This is a genomic window from Flavobacterium frigidum, from assembly GCF_048286795.2.
On the sequence record NZ_JBLVPT020000011.1, the window covers coordinates 1 to 16,006 of the forward strand.

12 protein-coding genes and 1 rRNA gene are annotated in these 16,006 nt (G+C 35.7%); 3 read left to right on the forward strand and 10 right to left on the reverse strand.

Annotated features, from left to right (window positions below; translation table 11 throughout):
- A 5S ribosomal RNA gene (gene rrf, locus ACNQGB_RS11325) occupies nucleotides 1-94 on the forward strand; the annotation flags it as partial.
- A 101-nt stretch (nucleotides 95-195) separates the two neighbouring features.
- Here rrf and ACNQGB_RS11330 read toward each other — a convergent pair.
- From ACNQGB_RS11330 to ACNQGB_RS11345, 4 genes are all read right to left on the reverse strand, one after another.
- The gene (locus ACNQGB_RS11330; RefSeq protein ID WP_417944013.1) at nucleotides 196-1,179 is read right to left on the reverse strand and encodes an ISAon1 family transposase; all 984 of its coding nucleotides are present in this window, start codon (nucleotides 1,177-1,179) and stop codon (nucleotides 196-198) included.
- Nucleotides 1,163-1,432: an ISAon1 family transposase N-terminal region protein gene (locus tag ACNQGB_RS11335; protein WP_472777117.1), complete on the reverse strand. Its 270-nt coding sequence runs from the start codon at nucleotides 1,430-1,432 to the stop codon at nucleotides 1,163-1,165. The genes ACNQGB_RS11330 and ACNQGB_RS11335 overlap by 17 nt, the downstream gene beginning before the upstream one ends.
- Nucleotides 1,433-1,632: 200 nt before the next feature.
- Complete coding sequence (locus ACNQGB_RS11340; protein ID WP_417944014.1) at nucleotides 1,633-2,166, reverse strand: transposase; 534 nt, start codon at nucleotides 2,164-2,166, stop codon at nucleotides 1,633-1,635.
- A gap of 480 nt (nucleotides 2,167-2,646) precedes the next feature.
- Nucleotides 2,647-3,228, reverse strand: a complete 582-nt coding sequence (locus ACNQGB_RS11345; RefSeq protein WP_417943929.1) for a MiaE family protein — start codon at nucleotides 3,226-3,228, stop codon at nucleotides 2,647-2,649.
- A 315-nt stretch (nucleotides 3,229-3,543) separates the two neighbouring features.
- Between ACNQGB_RS11345 and ACNQGB_RS11350 the strand changes: the two genes are divergently transcribed.
- The gene (locus tag ACNQGB_RS11350; RefSeq protein WP_417943930.1) at nucleotides 3,544-4,779 is read left to right on the forward strand and encodes a glycosyltransferase; all 1,236 of its coding nucleotides are present in this window, start codon (nucleotides 3,544-3,546) and stop codon (nucleotides 4,777-4,779) included.
- A gap of 51 nt (nucleotides 4,780-4,830) precedes the next feature.
- Here the strand turns inward: ACNQGB_RS11350 and ACNQGB_RS11355 are convergent, their stop codons facing one another.
- The 6 genes from ACNQGB_RS11355 to porU all read right to left on the reverse strand — a co-directional run bounded on the left by ACNQGB_RS11355 (nucleotide 4,831) and on the right by porU (nucleotide 14,066).
- Nucleotides 4,831-5,202 carry a RidA family protein gene (locus tag ACNQGB_RS11355; RefSeq protein ID WP_417943931.1) on the reverse strand — a complete coding sequence of 124 codons (372 nt, stop codon included), beginning with the start codon at nucleotides 5,200-5,202 and terminating at the stop codon, nucleotides 4,831-4,833.
- A gap of 404 nt (nucleotides 5,203-5,606) precedes the next feature.
- The gene (locus ACNQGB_RS11360) at nucleotides 5,607-7,262 is read right to left on the reverse strand and encodes a pyruvate dehydrogenase complex dihydrolipoamide acetyltransferase (protein ID WP_417943932.1); all 1,656 of its coding nucleotides are present in this window, start codon (nucleotides 7,260-7,262) and stop codon (nucleotides 5,607-5,609) included.
- Between the two features lie 7 nt (nucleotides 7,263-7,269).
- Entirely contained in the window at nucleotides 7,270-8,268 is a 999-nt protein-coding gene (gene pdhA / locus ACNQGB_RS11365; RefSeq protein WP_417943933.1) for a pyruvate dehydrogenase (acetyl-transferring) E1 component subunit alpha, read from the reverse strand.
- A 156-nt stretch (nucleotides 8,269-8,424) separates the two neighbouring features.
- On the reverse strand, nucleotides 8,425-8,907 hold the full coding sequence (gene cdd, locus ACNQGB_RS11370) for a cytidine deaminase (RefSeq protein WP_417943934.1): 483 nt from the start codon (nucleotides 8,905-8,907) through the stop codon (nucleotides 8,425-8,427).
- A gap of 83 nt (nucleotides 8,908-8,990) precedes the next feature.
- Entirely contained in the window at nucleotides 8,991-10,190 is a 1,200-nt protein-coding gene (gene porV / locus ACNQGB_RS11375) for a type IX secretion system outer membrane channel protein PorV (RefSeq protein WP_417943935.1), read from the reverse strand.
- A gap of 39 nt (nucleotides 10,191-10,229) precedes the next feature.
- Entirely contained in the window at nucleotides 10,230-14,066 is a 3,837-nt protein-coding gene (porU, locus tag ACNQGB_RS11380; RefSeq protein ID WP_417943936.1) for a type IX secretion system sortase PorU, read from the reverse strand.
- 209 nt (nucleotides 14,067-14,275) lie between these two features.
- On the opposite strand from porU, the gene gldJ reads away from it, so the two are divergent.
- Nucleotides 14,276-15,961, forward strand: coding sequence for a gliding motility lipoprotein GldJ (gldJ, locus tag ACNQGB_RS11385; protein WP_417943937.1), 1,686 nt, complete (start codon nucleotides 14,276-14,278; stop codon nucleotides 15,959-15,961).
- Nucleotides 15,962-16,006 lie beyond the last annotated feature (45 nt).

The window sequence follows — 16,006 nt, forward strand, 5'->3', positions numbered from 1 at the left end:
GCGGGGCTCACCTCTTCCCATACCGAACAGAGTAGTTAAGCCCGCCTGCGCAGATGGTACTGCAGTTATGTGGGAGAGTATGTCGTCGCCTTTCTTTGAAAAGCCTATCAGTAATGATAGGCTTTTTTGTATAATTTACTTTTTATAAGTATGGTAGCTTAGGGATCAATCCTAAAACCTGTGGGGACGTAAAAATTAAGCATAAATATTAGTTAGTCTAAAAAGGAAAAATTCTATATTTCTAACCCCTCTGAATTGAGATCTAAACGCTTTTATTTTAGCATTGAATGACTCTGCTGAAGCATTGGTACTTCTGTTATCAAAATAGTTTAATATGGTTTGGTAGTGATTTATTATGGATCTTGAGATTGTATTGAAAGATTTAAACCCTGATTGATTTACTTTTTCATGCCATCTGGCTAGCCTTGAAAGTCCAATAATTTTATCAGTTGTTTTTTCAAAAATATTTCTCAAATCTTGTGCTAAATTGTACGCTTTTTCAATATCTGGATATAATTCAAATAATATAGAGGCTCGTTCTACTTGGTTTTCGGACCATTTAGATTTGTTTTTATATAGAAGATAGCGGCTACGGGCTAGTAATTGTTTAAGTGTATCTCCATTAGATAGCACTTCCAATTCAAACTTTTTATTTCCTTTTTTAGCTTTTTCCATTGCTTCATTTTCCTGATCTATTGATTGCCAACGGTATTTGATTCTGATTTCTTGTAAAGCTTCCAAGGCTAGTTTTTGAACATGGAATCTGTCGGTAACCCGTGTAGCATTTGGAAAACATTTTTTAGCAACGAGTCCCATATTTGCAGCCATGTCTAGGGTAATCTCCGTGACTTGATTGCGCGCTTTGAGAGGGATTTTTTCAATTATAGCAGTTACAGTATCAGCTTTAGTTCCGGCAATCATAGCTACGATACTTCCTTTCTTTCCTTTGCCTGCTTTGTTGGTTAAGATAGTATAGAGTTCTCCATTCGAGAATGAAGTTTCATCAATCGATAAACGTTTGCCTAAGTTTTTTGGAAAAATAAGCCATTGTTTGGCGTGTGATAGTTGATCCCACGCTTTGAAATTACTTAAGAAATCTTTGTATTGATTTTGTAGGTTTTTGCCGCTAACGCCATAAAAAGAAGCAATCGCATTACAATCATTAGCCTTGGAATCTATTGATCTCTTTTAAAAAAAACGCGAACTCCTGTGTTACACGAGTTCCGTCTGCTACTAAAGTCCAATCTCTAAAAACTACTTGCCCAGTATCTTCGTTCAGCCATCTTCTGCGTATAATATGCAGATATACTTGATGACCTCGAATTGGAAAGTCTTGAACTGTTATCTCTTCAAAGAATCCTTTAGAGCTTAATTTGTTCTGTCGGTATTCTTTTGGAATCGAATTAATTTCCTTAAAGTGAAGATGAAGTATTTCTTCTGCTTTTTATAAGAAGTCAATTCAAAATAATCCACAACAATTTCAGGTAATAATAATTTGATTAGCTCACTAAAAGAATCTTGCATTTGTATCTATTTTTAAAATACAAATATCGAAATTTAATATTTCCCCACAGGTTTTAGACTTGATCCCTTCCAAGGCTAGTTTTTGAACATGAATTTAGCGAAGTGGTATCACGAATTCCAAAATTTCAATGAAAATTCAGGAGTAAATCGATAAGTAACCCGCGTAGCATTTGGAAAACATTTTTTAGCAATTAATCCCATATTTGCTCCCATGTCTAGAGTGATCTCTGTGACTTGATTGCGCGCTTTGAGAGGGGTTTTTTCAATTATAGCAGTTACAGTATCAGCTTTAGTTCCGGCAATTATAGCTACGACAGTTCCTTTCTTTCCTTGGCCTGCTTTGTTGGTTAAGATAGTATAGAGTTCTCCATTCGAGAATGAAGTTTCATCAATCGATAAACGTTTGCCTAAGTTTTTTGGAAAAATAAGCCATTGTTTGGCGTGTGATAGTTGATCCCACGTTTTGAAATCACTTAAGAAATCTTTGTATTGATGTTGTAGGTTTTTGCCGCTAACGCCATAAAAAGAAGCAATCGCAGTACAATCATTAGGCTTGGAATCTATTGATCTCTTTAAAAAAGACGCGAACTCCTGTGTTACACGAGTTCCGTCTGCTACTAATTCCCTATCTTTTTTGATTATTCTGCAGAAGTTTTATTGGTCCAACGAAGACGTTTAATATGCTAATAGATCTATTCACCCTGAAGAGGAAAATCCTATATTGTTATTTCATCTAATAAGCCTTAAGATATGAATGCTACAGCATCATAGTGCATTGGAGGTCGTTCATTCCCTTCGAAATACAAGCGAAGGTGTTCTTCGGTATTAACAGCAGTGACTATTTCAAAGTAATCTACAAGAAAATCAGGTAGTTTAAATTTTAATAAATCTATAGAAGTTATTTCTGTTTATTTATTTCGCAAAGTTCTTCTTATTTTTTATATAATTCCACCGCAGGTTTCGTTCCTGATCCTTAAAAGAAATGGTGTAAAAAAAACCTCGAAAATTTTCACTTCTGAGGCTAATAAGTACTGTAATTTTAAAATATAATTGGAATCATCCTTTTTCAAGATCAGACACTTTTAAGTACCGTGTTTTTGATAACGTATAATATAGTCTCAATTATCCGTGTATAGATTCTTGTTTGCCATAATTTGTGATAATCGAGGTTTCAAAATCAATCCACTCTTTCCAGCGTTTATCCACATCTACATTATCAGCATATTTTCGTGCAAAACCTAAAAAAGTGGTGTAATGTCCCGCTTCACTAATCATCAAATCACGATAAAACTTCGCTAACGTTTCATCTGTAATATTTTCAGATAATACTTTAAATCGTTCGCAACTTCTGGCTTCAATCATCGCTGAAAACAGCAAGCGTTCACATAAAGCGTCGTTTCTACTCCCATCCTTTTTCATGAATTTAAATAATTCATTCACATAATGATCTTTCCGTTCCCGCCCTAAGGCAAGTCCTTTGGTTTTTATCAAGTCGTGTACCATTTGCAAATGTTCTAATTCCTCTCTTGCAATAACCATTAATTCGGTCACTAATTCCTCTTTTTCTGAATTTTGCGTAATCAAACTTATGGCATTCGAAGCAGCTTTTTGTTCACACCACGCATGGTCAGTCAATATTTCTTCAATATTCGATTCTACTATGTTGACCCATCTTGGATCGGTAGCTAATTTTAATCCTAACATTTTAATGAAATTTATCTGAGCACAAAATTAGTGTTTTCTTCTTAAAATTCACTATCAAAAATAAGTGGGGCGTGTCACCAAAAAAATGGCAAAAGCAACTTTTTATGCAGCCATTTTTTGCTGTCAGGCTATTCGTTGCTAGTCCTCATTGCACTTTCGCTGCGCTGCATTGCAATTGTGGGCTTTTCACTGCTATCCTTCACGCAAACTAGTGTAAAATACAGCTACTTTTTTCAGTTGCATTTGCAATTCCAAACAGTTACAATTTCATTTTAAATAAGTACTTTGCAATACTAATTTTCAACACCCACAAAAGTGAAATCAGTATTAATTATTGGCTTTGTTTGGCCTGAACCCAACTCGTCTGCTGCGGGTGGCAGAATGATGCAATTGATTTCATTGTTTCAAAAACAAGGATTTACAATCACATTTGCTTCTCCTGCACAAGACAGTGATTTTATGGCCGATTTAAGTTTGTATAAGGTCAAGAAAGAAACAATAGCTTTAAATAGTTCTAGTTTTGATGTATTTGTAAAACAGCTTCAGCCTTCAATAGTCTTATTTGATCGTTTTATGATTGAAGAACAATTTGGTTGGCGCGTTGCCGAAAATTGTCCAAATGCAGTTCGCATTTTAGACACTGAGGATTTACACTGTTTGCGTCTTGCACGACAAAAAGCATACAAAGAAAAACGAGAATTTAAAACTGTAGATTTATTACATGAAGAGGTTGCAAAAAGAGAAATCGCTAGTATTTTACGCTGTGATTTGTCATTAATGATTTCCGAATATGAAATTGAATTGTTGACCAAAACATTCAAATTAGACAATTCCTTATTGCATTATGTACCACTTTTAGTAGACTCAGATGCTATACCTGTTTTGGTTAAGTTACCTTCGTTTGAAGAACGACAAGACTTTATTTTTATTGGAAATTTTCTTCATGAACCCAATTGGAATGCTGTACAATACCTCAAAGAAACTATTTGGCCATTGATTAAAAAACAAATTCCAGCTGCTGTTTGTTCTATTTATGGTGCGTATCCATCCCAAAAAGTATTGCAGTTACATAATGCCAAAGAATGTTTCTTGATACAGGGCCGTGCCATTAATGCACAGGAAGTTGTCAAAAAATCTCGAGTTGTACTGGCCCCTTTGCGTTTTGGTGCCGGAATAAAAGGCAAATTGCTCGAAGCTATGCAATGTGGAACACCAAGTATTACTACAGGTATTGGTGCAGAATCGATGCAAGGCTATTTACCTTGGAATGGATTTATTGCGGATGATCCCGATGTTTTCGCTAAGAAAGCTGTTCAATTATATCAGGATAAATCGTGTTGGCTTCAGGCGCAAAAAAACGGTTTAGCTATTATCGAACAACGGTATCTAGTTTCACTGTTTGAAACTGAATTTAAATTAATAATTGATTATCTACAATCGAATTTTCAACAACATCGGTTGAATAACTTTATGGGTGCGGTATTGCAACATCATACATTAAAAAGTACCAAATACATGTCCAAATGGATTGAGGAAAAAAATAAGAGCTAGCGTTCAGCAATTTCGAAATAGGGCAAATTGTTTTAATTTTTCTAGATTATTTTATGCTATAATAGCTATTGCTTCAATCTCAATTAGCCAATTTTTATTTCCCAGTATGATTACACCTACTAAGGTGCTTGCTGGGAAATCACAATCTCCAAGAAATTTGGTTCTTATTTTTCTAAAAATAGGTAAATCGATTTCCGGATTAAAATTTACGATGTACGTATTCATTTTTACCACATCTTTAAAAGTGGCGTTACAATTAGAAAGTTGTTTTTCTATGTTTTTAAAGCAAGCGATTGTTTGTGCTTCTAGGTTTTTTCCGTCCCCAATTTGGCCTGAAATATAAATTGTTTTACAAGTACCGGTTCTTACAACAACAGCTTGCGAAAAACCTTCATTTGGTTCTAGATATTGTTTTTCAATCATCTTTAAGTCTATTAAATCGTTAATGAAATCGTTATTATAACTGATAGCGTGCAATTAGTTTTTACATTATTATTGCTTTCTATTGCTCCAAGTTAGTGTTTATCTGGGCGAAAGCGCTTTTTAATTTTTTAATAGCGAAGTGAAATCATCAAGCAGAAAACAAATTTTCTTGAAAATACTTCTAGAAGCTATTCAATAATTGATTGTATTTCATTTATGTTAAAGTGCATGGTACTTTTTTGCATGAGGGATAGTAGCGGCATCCTTTTATGAAATGTAATGGAATAAAAGATATAGCGAATAGCCTGACCGCACTGCAACGCTAGTGGAAGTGGGGACATGCACCAATAAAAATCCCGTCAAGTTTATTAACAAGACGGGATTGTATTATGATAACCGGGCTATTACGCAAGCATGGTAACTGGGTTTTCTATAAATTGTTTCAATGTTTGTAAAAATTGAGCTCCAGTTGCTCCATCGATAGTACGGTGGTCGCAAGCAAGAGATAACATCATGGTATTTCCTACTACGATTTGGCCATTTTTAACGATTGGTTTCTCGACAATCGCACCTACAGATAGGATTGCAGAATTAGGTTGGTTAATAATCGAATTGAACTCTACTATACCAAACATTCCTAAATTAGAAACGGTAAACGTACTACCTTCCATTTCTGTAGGCAGTAGTTTTTTGTTTTTTGCTCTTCCGGCAAGATCTCGAACGCTGCCGCCAATTTGAGACAAACTCATCGCATCCGTGAATTTTAATACTGGAACTACTAAACCATCTTCAACAGCCACAGCAACACCAATATTGACGTGATGGTTGATGGTAATAGCATCTTCTTTCCATTGTGAATTGATTTTTGGATGTTTTTTCAAAGCCATTGCACAGGCCTTAATAACCATATCGTTAAAAGATACTTTTGTATCAGGTACGTTGTTAATAACAGCTCTCGCAGCCATGGCGTCATCCATAGTTACTTCGATCACTAAGTTGTAATGCGGTGCGGTGAACAATGATTCAGCCAAACGTTTTGCAATGATCTTGCGCATTTGGGAATTCTTAATTTCTTCCGTGAACACCTCTCCGTTTGGTACGAACACTTTTGGTGCAGCAGGTGCAACTACAGTTTCTGTTTTAGCAACTACTGGTGCATCAGCAGTTGGCTGAGCAACAGCTGGTGTAAAGTTTTCGATATCGCTTTTTACGATTCTACCATTTTCACCAGTACCCTTAACTTGATTCAACTGGATTCCTTTATCACTTGCAATTTTCTTTGCTAATGGCGAAGCCAAAATACGTTGTCCGTCAGCTACAGTTTCTTGAGCAATTGGCTCAATCGCGGCTGTTGTTGCAACTTCTTCTTTAACTTCTTCAGCAGGAGCAGTTGACGTTGCTCCGTCTGCTTTATAATTTGTAGCAATTCCAGCAACATCAGTTCCTGCGGGACCAATAATTGCTAAAAGACTATCAACAGGAGCAGTATTTCCTTCTTCAATACCTACATATAATAATGTTCCTGCATTGAAAGACTCAAACTCCATTGTTGCTTTATCAGTTTCAATTTCAGCGAGAATATCACCTTCGGCAACTGCGTCTCCTACTTTTTTCAACCAGGTTGCAACGGTTCCTTCGGTCATCGTGTCGCTTAAACGAGGCATCGTTATTACCACTACTCCTTTTGGTAAAGAAGTAGTCGCTGAAGTTGACTCTTTGGTAGTTTCTGGAACAGCTACTGCCTCTGACGTAGGTTTTGCTGTGTCTACAGCTGGAGTTGACTCTGTTGGTTTTCCTGAAAGTAATGCCGAAATATCCTCTCCTTCTTTTCCTATAATTGCTAGTAATGAGTCGACAGGAGCCGTTTCACCAGCTGGAATTCCTATATGTAAAAGTGTACCTTCATTGAAAGATTCAAATTCCATTGTTGCTTTATCGGTTTCAATTTCTGCAAGAATGTCTCCTTCGCTTACTTTATCGCCTACTTTTTTGAGCCAAGTTGCTACCGTTCCTTCCGTCATCGTATCGCTCAAACGAGGCATTGTAATTATTGTTGCCATAATTGATTTATAATTTATGAGGAATAAATGGATAGTTTTCTTGCTCGTATACTACGTCATACAATTGTTGAATAGGTGGATATTCTGATTCCTCAGCAAATGTTACACATTCTTCCACTAAGTCTTTAACTCGTTGATCAATCGTCTCAATTTCCTCTTCTGTAGCATATTTGTTATCCATAATTACATCTAAAACTTGTGTAATTGGATCTATTTTTTTGTATTCTTCTACTTCTTCTTTCGATCGATACAGTTGCGCATCTGACATAGAGTGTCCTCTATAGCGGTACGTTTTCATTTCTAGGAAAGTTGGTCCATCACCACGACGTGCTCTATCTATTGCTTCTGTCATTGCTTCAGCAACTTTTACAGGATTCATGCCGTCAACAGGTCCGCAAGGCATCTCGTAGCCTAAACCTAGTTTCCAGATATCGGTATGGTTAGCCGTTCTTTCTACTGATGTTCCCATCGCGTAACCATTGTTCTCCACTATAAAAACAACCGGAAGTTTCCATAACATAGCCATATTAAAAGCTTCGTGTAAAGAACCTTGACGTGCTGCGCCATCACCAAAATAAGTCATAGTCACACCACCAGTTTCAAAATATTTATCGGCAAAAGCTAATCCTGCACCCACTGGAATTTGTCCTCCTACAATTCCGTGACCGCCGTAAAAACGATGCTCTTTAGAAAAAATATGCATAGAACCACCCATACCTTTTGAAGTTCCGGTAACTTTTCCTAAAAGTTCTGCCATTACTCGTCTAGGATCAACGCCCATTCCTATAGGTTGAACGTGATTTCTATATGCAGTAATCATTTTATCCTTTGTCAAGTCCATGGCGTGTAAAGCACCCGCTAGTACCGCTTCTTGACCATTGTATAAATGTAAAAATCCTCTAACTTTTTGTTGGATGTATAATGCCGCAAGTTTGTCCTCAAACTTTCTCCAAAGCAACATGTCCTCATACCACTTTAAATATACTTCTTTTGTAACTTCTTTCATCTGAATTTTTCTTTTGCTAAAGTGTTATTGTATTATCAATTTGTACCTATAACGCAAAATAGTTTCCTCCCACAAGTTTGCGCCCCGAAGCGTCGGGTTGCAAAAATAAGATATTCCAAGTAAGAACTGAAATATAAAAGGTGATTTTTGGACTTTTTACAAGAATTTTTTATCGAACATAAAAGGCAATAAATTTTTTATGGAATCAGATTTATAAATATTTCCAATTTCTCCCATAAAATAAATCTCAATAGGTGTTTCTTGCTTGATTTCATACTCTGCAATAGATTGTCTGCAAGAACCACATGGCGGAATAGGAGTAGTAGTTTGGTTGGTATCCGAAGCTGCTGTGATTGCCATTTTCAAAATTTTTGCTGTTGGATAAATGGCACCTGCATGAAAAATTGCAACGCGTTCTGCGCAAAGTCCTGAAGGATAAGCTGCGTTTTCTTGGTTCGAACCCAAAACAATTTCACCATTATCTAAAAGGATTGCAACTCCAACTCTAAATTTAGAGTACGGAGCATAGGCATTTTTTCTGACTGCAACGGCTTGCAACATTAACTCTTGAATGTCAGTTGGTAAATCTGGTATCGCATCGAATGCTTTGAATTGCGTGATAATTGATAATTCTTTCATTATTTTTTTTGGAAAAAAAATCCAAATTTCATCTCGAATAATTGAGTTTGAAATTTGGATTGTTATTGGTGATTTACTTTAGTTTAATATTCGTTATATTTATCTCCAAAGTTGAAGGTCAACGAAAAACGAAGGGTGTTTTCTAATGGATTTTTTACTTTAGACGCTGAAAATAAATACGAAACATCTACTTTGACTACGTTGTATTTGAAACCTGCTCCAAGGGAGAAAAATTGTCGAGCACCTTTCACAGGACTTTCGTGAAAGTAACCCAAACGCATTGCAAAGGAATCTTGATATAAATATTCGGCTCCCACAGCATAGGTAACTTCTTTTAGCTCTTCGCTGAATCCATCGGGTGCATCGCCAAATGATTTGAAAACTCCTGAAGTCCATCCAATACCTCGGTAATCATTATTTGCTTTAGCAGTTCCATCATTAGCAGGTTCTCCAGGATCGAGGGTATCCCCATCTCCATTTAAATCAGTTGCTGGCTGAGGGACAGGAATTTGAGGTGTTGGAACTAATAATTTATTAAATTCAACATTCAAGGCTACCTTATTAAAATCGTCTAAAATAAAATCAAAACCAGTTCCTATTTTTAAATTTGCAGGAATGAAGTTATTGTTGAAATCATCATTGTCATAACTAATCTTTGGACCTAAATTTTGAATGTTAAATCCCGCTCTCCATCTTCCGTTAAATTCGTTATACGCTATTTCTTCAGACTGGTAAAAACCTGCCACATCAACTGCGAAGGTACTTGCAGACGAAGCGTCATTGCTATCGGATGCTACTTTTAAATTAGAATTAATGAATCTTCCTGCAATAGCCATCGAGAATTTCTCGCTCAATTTTAAGGAATAGGATCCGTCAATAGCAAATTCGTTAGGAGAGACTATTCTCGCTTCGTCAGTAGCATTTTCACGTAATTCAATTTCACCTAAACCAAAGTAACGGAGACTACCGGCAAAGGCACTTCTTTCATTCAATTTTTGGTAGTAAGTCACTTGTCCTAATGATATATCATTAACCAAGTCGGTTAAGTAAGGGGTGTAGCTTACGGAAAAACCCTTTGCATCAGTAGCAAAAGCATATTTGGCTGGATTCCATTGTTGAGAAAAAGCATCTGCCGAAGTTGCAATCCCAATATCAGCCATACCTGCAGCTCTAGCATCGGCGGCAACTAATAAAAAGGGAACACCAGGATTTATGACTCTATCTTGAGCTTTTGTAAGACAAGTTACAAATAAAAAGATAAAAAGTAACGTTAATTTTTTCATTATCAGCGGTGGTTTTTAGTAAACAAATATAGTATTTTATTAAAGTATTACAAGTTTTTCAAATTTTTCAATTTTTTTGTTCGTCAAAGTCGATTTAACAGTGAGTTTGTACACATAAACGCCTTTTCCTATTTTATCTCCAAAATCATCTTTCCCATCCCAAGTAATTTCTTTAGACAAAAAACCTTCTGTTGTGATGATTTGATTTTTAGTCCAAACTACCTTTCCAGTTATTGTCATTACTTGAACTTGAACCTCTAAAGGTTCGAAGGGTCTGTTGTGAGTAAACCAAAATTCAGTATAATTTACAAACGGATTTGGATAATTCAATACATGAGTCAATGTTATGGCATCATCGCCTACAACAATAAATTGAATCTCTGCACTAATTGGATTGTTGTAGACGTCCCATGCTTTGAATGTTATTGTATGCAGTCCGGGAGCTAAGTTTCTTAAAGGAAATCGAAGTGTTCCGTTTGTAAAGTCGTCTAATTTTGTTTGGTAATAATCATTTAATACAAATGGATTATTAACGTCTCCATCCAGAATGGCAACAATATCATGACCAATACCGCTTGCTGTATTGATCCCGTTTTCATCTTCGAGTAGCGCAACAAAAAACGGGGACTCATTTGTAATGCCACCAGAAACAAAAGTTTCATCATTCATGTATAACTTCACTCTTGGACTTATATTGTCTGCAATTGCATTTTCATTAATTCCACCTACTTTTATTGCACTGTCATATCCTGTTTCGTTCTGCAAGACCTGATTTTTTTTAGAATAAAAACTTATTCTGCCATTGGCTACCGGAATTCTAATGTCTCTAGGGACTACAAAACTAAATTCAAACTGGCTGTTGGTTACGGATGCGTTTCCTCGAAATATTGCTTCTCCTAAAACATTGAAAGTGATGGGCGGACTGTTGCCATCGTTATTATAGGTCGTTCTTGAAACTGTTTTGTCAAATATAGTTACGGCAACTTCTCCGTTGTAATTAGGGAGTAGATTATTGTTTTCGTCTGTTACCTCGCCTGTGAGTTTCATTTTTGCCAATGATTTAAAGTCATCAATAGTTTGGGTAACTGGAACATCATTTACTTTTGTCAATCTGATTTTAGGTTTTGGGATGGCAAGCATCAATGCCGGATCACCTATATAAAAAACAACATTGGTTGCTGAGTTTGGATTGCTATTTTTAGATATTCTAAGGGCCTCTGCAATAGATGTATATTGATTAGAATTATACGACAGTAGGTTTTTTGTAAAGGTATCATTGAAGTTTTCGGCACTAAATTGTCCAATGGAACGAATGGTTGTTATCATTGCTATCGCTCCTCCTTTTGGGTTCCAATACGTATATTCACCAGCGGTTGGCCTAAAAGGATTATCGAAACGCGAAAATTCACAAGTGATTGTTATAAACAAAGGGTATTTATACTGATTGCTCAAATTTTGCCCGTCTGATTTTTCCCAAATGCGCTCACTCGATAAACCATCCTCGCCACCATGACCTAAATAATTAAAAACTAAAGCTCCTTTTTCAAAAGCATTAAAAAAGTCGGTTCGCGCTTTTGGATATCGTGAACCTCCAGCAGATGCCTCTTGAACGTAAGAATCTAGCAGAATTTTGTTCACATTTAGAAATGGTTTTTGGGTAGCAATAGTATTAGCAAGTGCGTTTTGTCTGTTTTGTAAACTAGCGTCAACACTAATATCGGAATCGTCTGAAATTAACGCAAAATTATTTCTCCAGCTTCCGTAGGATTTTAGATCATAATATTCGAAAACTTTATTCACCATTTCTTCGGCCTGTCTAGCATCATTAACCAGCATCCTACCAACAGCGATGTCGATTCCTCCAAAAAAAGACACTATGTTTCCTTCGGAGGAATCCATTAGTCCAAAAAAATCATCGGATGCAAAAGACGATTCGCCAGATGAGTTACTGTTTAAGGCATGATAAATAGGTACAATATTAGTATTTCCTGAGATTCTATTTTTGAAATCATAGGAAGCGTCACCAAAAAGATTGATGTACTTTAATCTTTTTTCGGGAACAGAAGCGTTTTCATATATGTATTTTATACAATTTCGAATTGCTGCCACATCTTGTTTTCCTGATGAGAATTCCTGGTAGATTAGTTCTAACGGAATGACTTTTACATTTAAATTAGATTTCGTTCGATGAAAAGTGGCTAATTTTTCGGCTTGATTAACTAAAATAGCAGGTGCAATGATCGCATAATCGATATCTTGAAATTGGCCTTGTCCGTTTTTAAACAAGGTTCCTTTTAGGTTTTGATTTGAAATTTTTGGTCTGGGAACTTGAAGTGGTGTATAATAATCGGAAGGATCTAAAGCAATATATTTCCGCAGTTCTCCCAAGTTTGCTTTAAAAATTAATGAATTTTGATTAGAATTTTCAATTTTGGATGCATTGAAAATGTCAGTTACATCCCAAACTTGTGTGATATTAATAGCGTTAGAAATACTGTATGATGCAATGCCAGTACTAGAAGGCGATTGATCATATTGAAAATGAAATTGTTTCCCGTAGCCTTGCAATTTTCGCTTGGCAATTACCTGGATGTTGTCAAGGTATCCTTTGGAGCCAGGAACACCGTTGTTGTTGTATTTCAGTTTTATTTTTATATTTTCTGCACCGTTAAAACTTGTATTATTAGGGAGTGATCCTACATAAAAGGCTGTTTCAGAATTTGGATTCAAAGAAGGAAATGAAATGGTGCCTACTGCGTTTCCATTTGCAGCTACATTCATACTTGTGGGTGTAAATGCTGCTGAAGCGGCAGTCAACTTAAGTTTTACAGGCGAAGTTGTGTCGATGTTAGGGAAGTTAAAATCGAATTCTTGTTCCTCTTTAACTTCGAACGATTCGCCAAACCACTGGCGACCCAATCGTGCGATATTAGTAAGGTCGACTTCGTGAAATTGATGGTCGTCAAAATCGGTCACATTTAAAGTACTTCCTGCCGAAGGTTGAGTCATTGGAGCAATTCTTTTTCCATCGGTACCCTGAACTGTGATATAATAATAGGATTTGGTATCGTACAAATTAATGTTTGTCAAACTTTCCTGATTATAAACATCAACACCTTGAGCATAAAAAAGAATAAAATCCTCATTATTAAAAATTCCATCAGCTTCGCCACTGATTTGAATGGCGTTCTCGGTTGGGTCATTTGGATAAGGAATAGCATTAGATAAAGGAAGCATTCGTCCTCCATTTCCATATATTTTTAACTTCCGAGGATCTAATGTATTGACATCAATGCCTAATTGTTGTAAGAAACCTTTTGTGATTTTATAAACGCCTGATTTTTCTATATAAAATTGGAACCAATTGCCGTTTGCTAGAACAGAGTTAATAACACTATTTGTACTGGTGTTATTATTTGATTTTGAGAGTTTGGAATTATTACTCTCAATTTCATAGGAAAATGATTTGATTCGTTTGAATCCAAATTCGTCTTTAATTATTGGTGATAAATAAACAAAAGCTTCGTTAATGTCTCTTGAAATGTTAATTTTTAAAATTGCATTTGGTGTTTTAGGAATGTTTTCAGGAGCTAAGTCGCCCAGTTGCGCGGTTGTAATAGTCTCGTATGTTGAATTTGTGATTGTAACGGTACCCTCTGTAAAATTGATCGTTTCGTTTATTTTTAAGATGTAAAATAAAGCTTTCTGATCGGTATCATAATGAAAACTGTTTCCCGAGAAATAAGGGATAACTACTTTTGAGTCTCCAAAAGACATTTCTTTTTTATCCGTCCATTCAATGACAGCATTACCTTTAATTTGAGCTAAAGAAGCAAAAGGAATCAGGCTTAAATACGCCAAAAGTATTTTTCTCATCGTTTTTTTAACGTGATTAGTAGTCTGTTATTATTAATCAGTAAAAATAAATCATTTGATGGGATTTAAATAATAAATATTATAAATTTGCGTTATGATATACAATTTATTGTTAAAGTTAAATCAACAAAAATTTTCAAGAAGTATTGTGTTGATTAATGGTTAATTATTATATTGCATCACTTAAAATTATTACCTACTAAAAGAGTATGAAAGCAAACAAAATTATGGGCTTACGATTGATGGTATCGATCCTATTAGTAATTGGTTTTTCCAGTTGTAGTAAAAAGTCCAGCTCTAAAAATACCTCACGAGCAACCGGATGGAATATGGACAGCAAAAAAGCTGGTGCAAACAAAAAGCAACAAGCGGGACCAGGTTTGGTTTTTGTTGAAGGCGGTACATTTACCATGGGTAAAGTAGAAGATGATGTGATGCATGATTGGAATAATGCTCCTACGCAGCAGCACGTGCAGTCTTTTTACATGGATGAGACAGAAGTTACTAACTCTATGTATTTAGATTACCTAGATTGGTTGAAAAGTGTATACCCACCCACTGAAGAAAATTATAAAAACATATACGAAGGTGCCTCGCCTGATACGTTAGTTTGGAGAAATAGATTGGGCTACAATGAAACAATGACAAACAATTATTTAAGACACCCATCTTATGCTGAGTATCCTGTTGTTGGAGTAAATTGGATTCAAGCAGTTGAGTTTAGTAACTGGAGAACACAACGTGTAAATGAAGCGCTTTTAGAAAAAAATGGATATTTAAAAAAGAATGCAAAGACCCTAGATGTAACAGCTGATGCAAATTTTGATACCGAAACGTATTTAAGTTCTCCTACTTCTACTTACGGTGGAAATGAAGAAATCGTCCTTAAAGGAAAAAAAGGAGGAAAAAAAGCACCCAAACCAGGTAAAGATGGTAAGGTTGTGGAAGCAAAAAATGTGTATGCACAGCGTTCTTCTGGAGTTTTACTTCCTGAATATAGATTACCAACAGAAGCTGAATGGGAATATGCTGCTGCTGCAGATGTAGGACAAAGAGAGTATAACATTTACAAAGGGCAAAAAAAATACCCTTGGTCTGGTGGATATACACGTTCGGGTAAAAGACAAACTAAAGGAGATCAGTTAGCCAACTTTAAACAAGGTAATGGAGATTATGGTGGAATTGCTGGTTGGTCAGATGATGGTGCAGATATCACAAATGAAGTAAAAAAATACCCTGCAAATGATTTTGGATTGTATGACATGGCAGGTAATGTTGCTGAATGGGTTCAAGATGTTTACAGACCGATTATTGATAACGAAGCAAATGATTTTAATTATTTCAGAGGAAATCAGTATACCAAAAATAAAATTGGTGCCGATGGTAAAATTGAAATTGTTACTGCAGCCAACATGAAATTCGATACATTAAGTAATGGTAGAATTGTAGCGAGAAGATTCCCAGGTCAAATTGCTCAAGTTCTAGTTGATGAACAAGAAACATATTTGAGACAAAATTTCGATAAAAGCGATAATAGAGATTACAGAGACGGTGATAAACAATCTACCAGATATTATAATTTTGGTTCTTCGGAAGATGATACTGAAAAACAAAAAGATGAAAAAACCATGTACAATTCTCCTAAGCATAATGTAACAACAGATAGTTTAGGTAAAATGGTTCGAAAATATGATAAATCAAGCAAAAGAACAACTTTAATCAATGATGAAGTTAGAGTATACAAAGGGGGTTCTTGGAGAGATAGAGCGTATTGGTTAGATCCTGCACAAAGAAGGTATTTTCCTCAAGATATGGCAACTGATTATATTGGTTTTAGATGCGCAATGTCTAGAGTAGGACCTAAAGCAGACAGAAAAAAATCACCTCGAAATTAATTTTTTTATATCATAAAAATAAAAGCCCTTTGATTAGGGCTTTTA

Coding starts and splice junctions, on each gene's coding strand:
- pdhA (WP_417943933.1), bottom strand. CDS start 8,268: ATGAAAGAAGTTACAAAAGAAGTATATTTAAAGTGGTATGAGGACATG.
- porU (WP_417943936.1), bottom strand. CDS start 14,066: ATGAGAAAAATACTTTTGGCGTATTTAAGCCTGATTCCTTTTGCTTCT.
- ACNQGB_RS11345 (WP_417943929.1), bottom strand. CDS start 3,228: ATGTTAGGATTAAAATTAGCTACCGATCCAAGATGGGTCAACATAGTA.
- cdd (WP_417943934.1), bottom strand. CDS start 8,907: ATGAAAGAATTATCAATTATCACGCAATTCAAAGCATTCGATGCGATA.
- ACNQGB_RS11355 (WP_417943931.1), bottom strand. CDS start 5,202: ATGATTGAAAAACAATATCTAGAACCAAATGAAGGTTTTTCGCAAGCT.
- porV (WP_417943935.1), bottom strand. CDS start 10,190: ATGAAAAAATTAACGTTACTTTTTATCTTTTTATTTGTAACTTGTCTT.
- ACNQGB_RS11360 (WP_417943932.1), bottom strand. CDS start 7,262: ATGGCAACAATAATTACAATGCCTCGTTTGAGCGATACGATGACGGAA.
- gldJ (WP_417943937.1), top strand. CDS start 14,276: ATGAAAGCAAACAAAATTATGGGCTTACGATTGATGGTATCGATCCTA.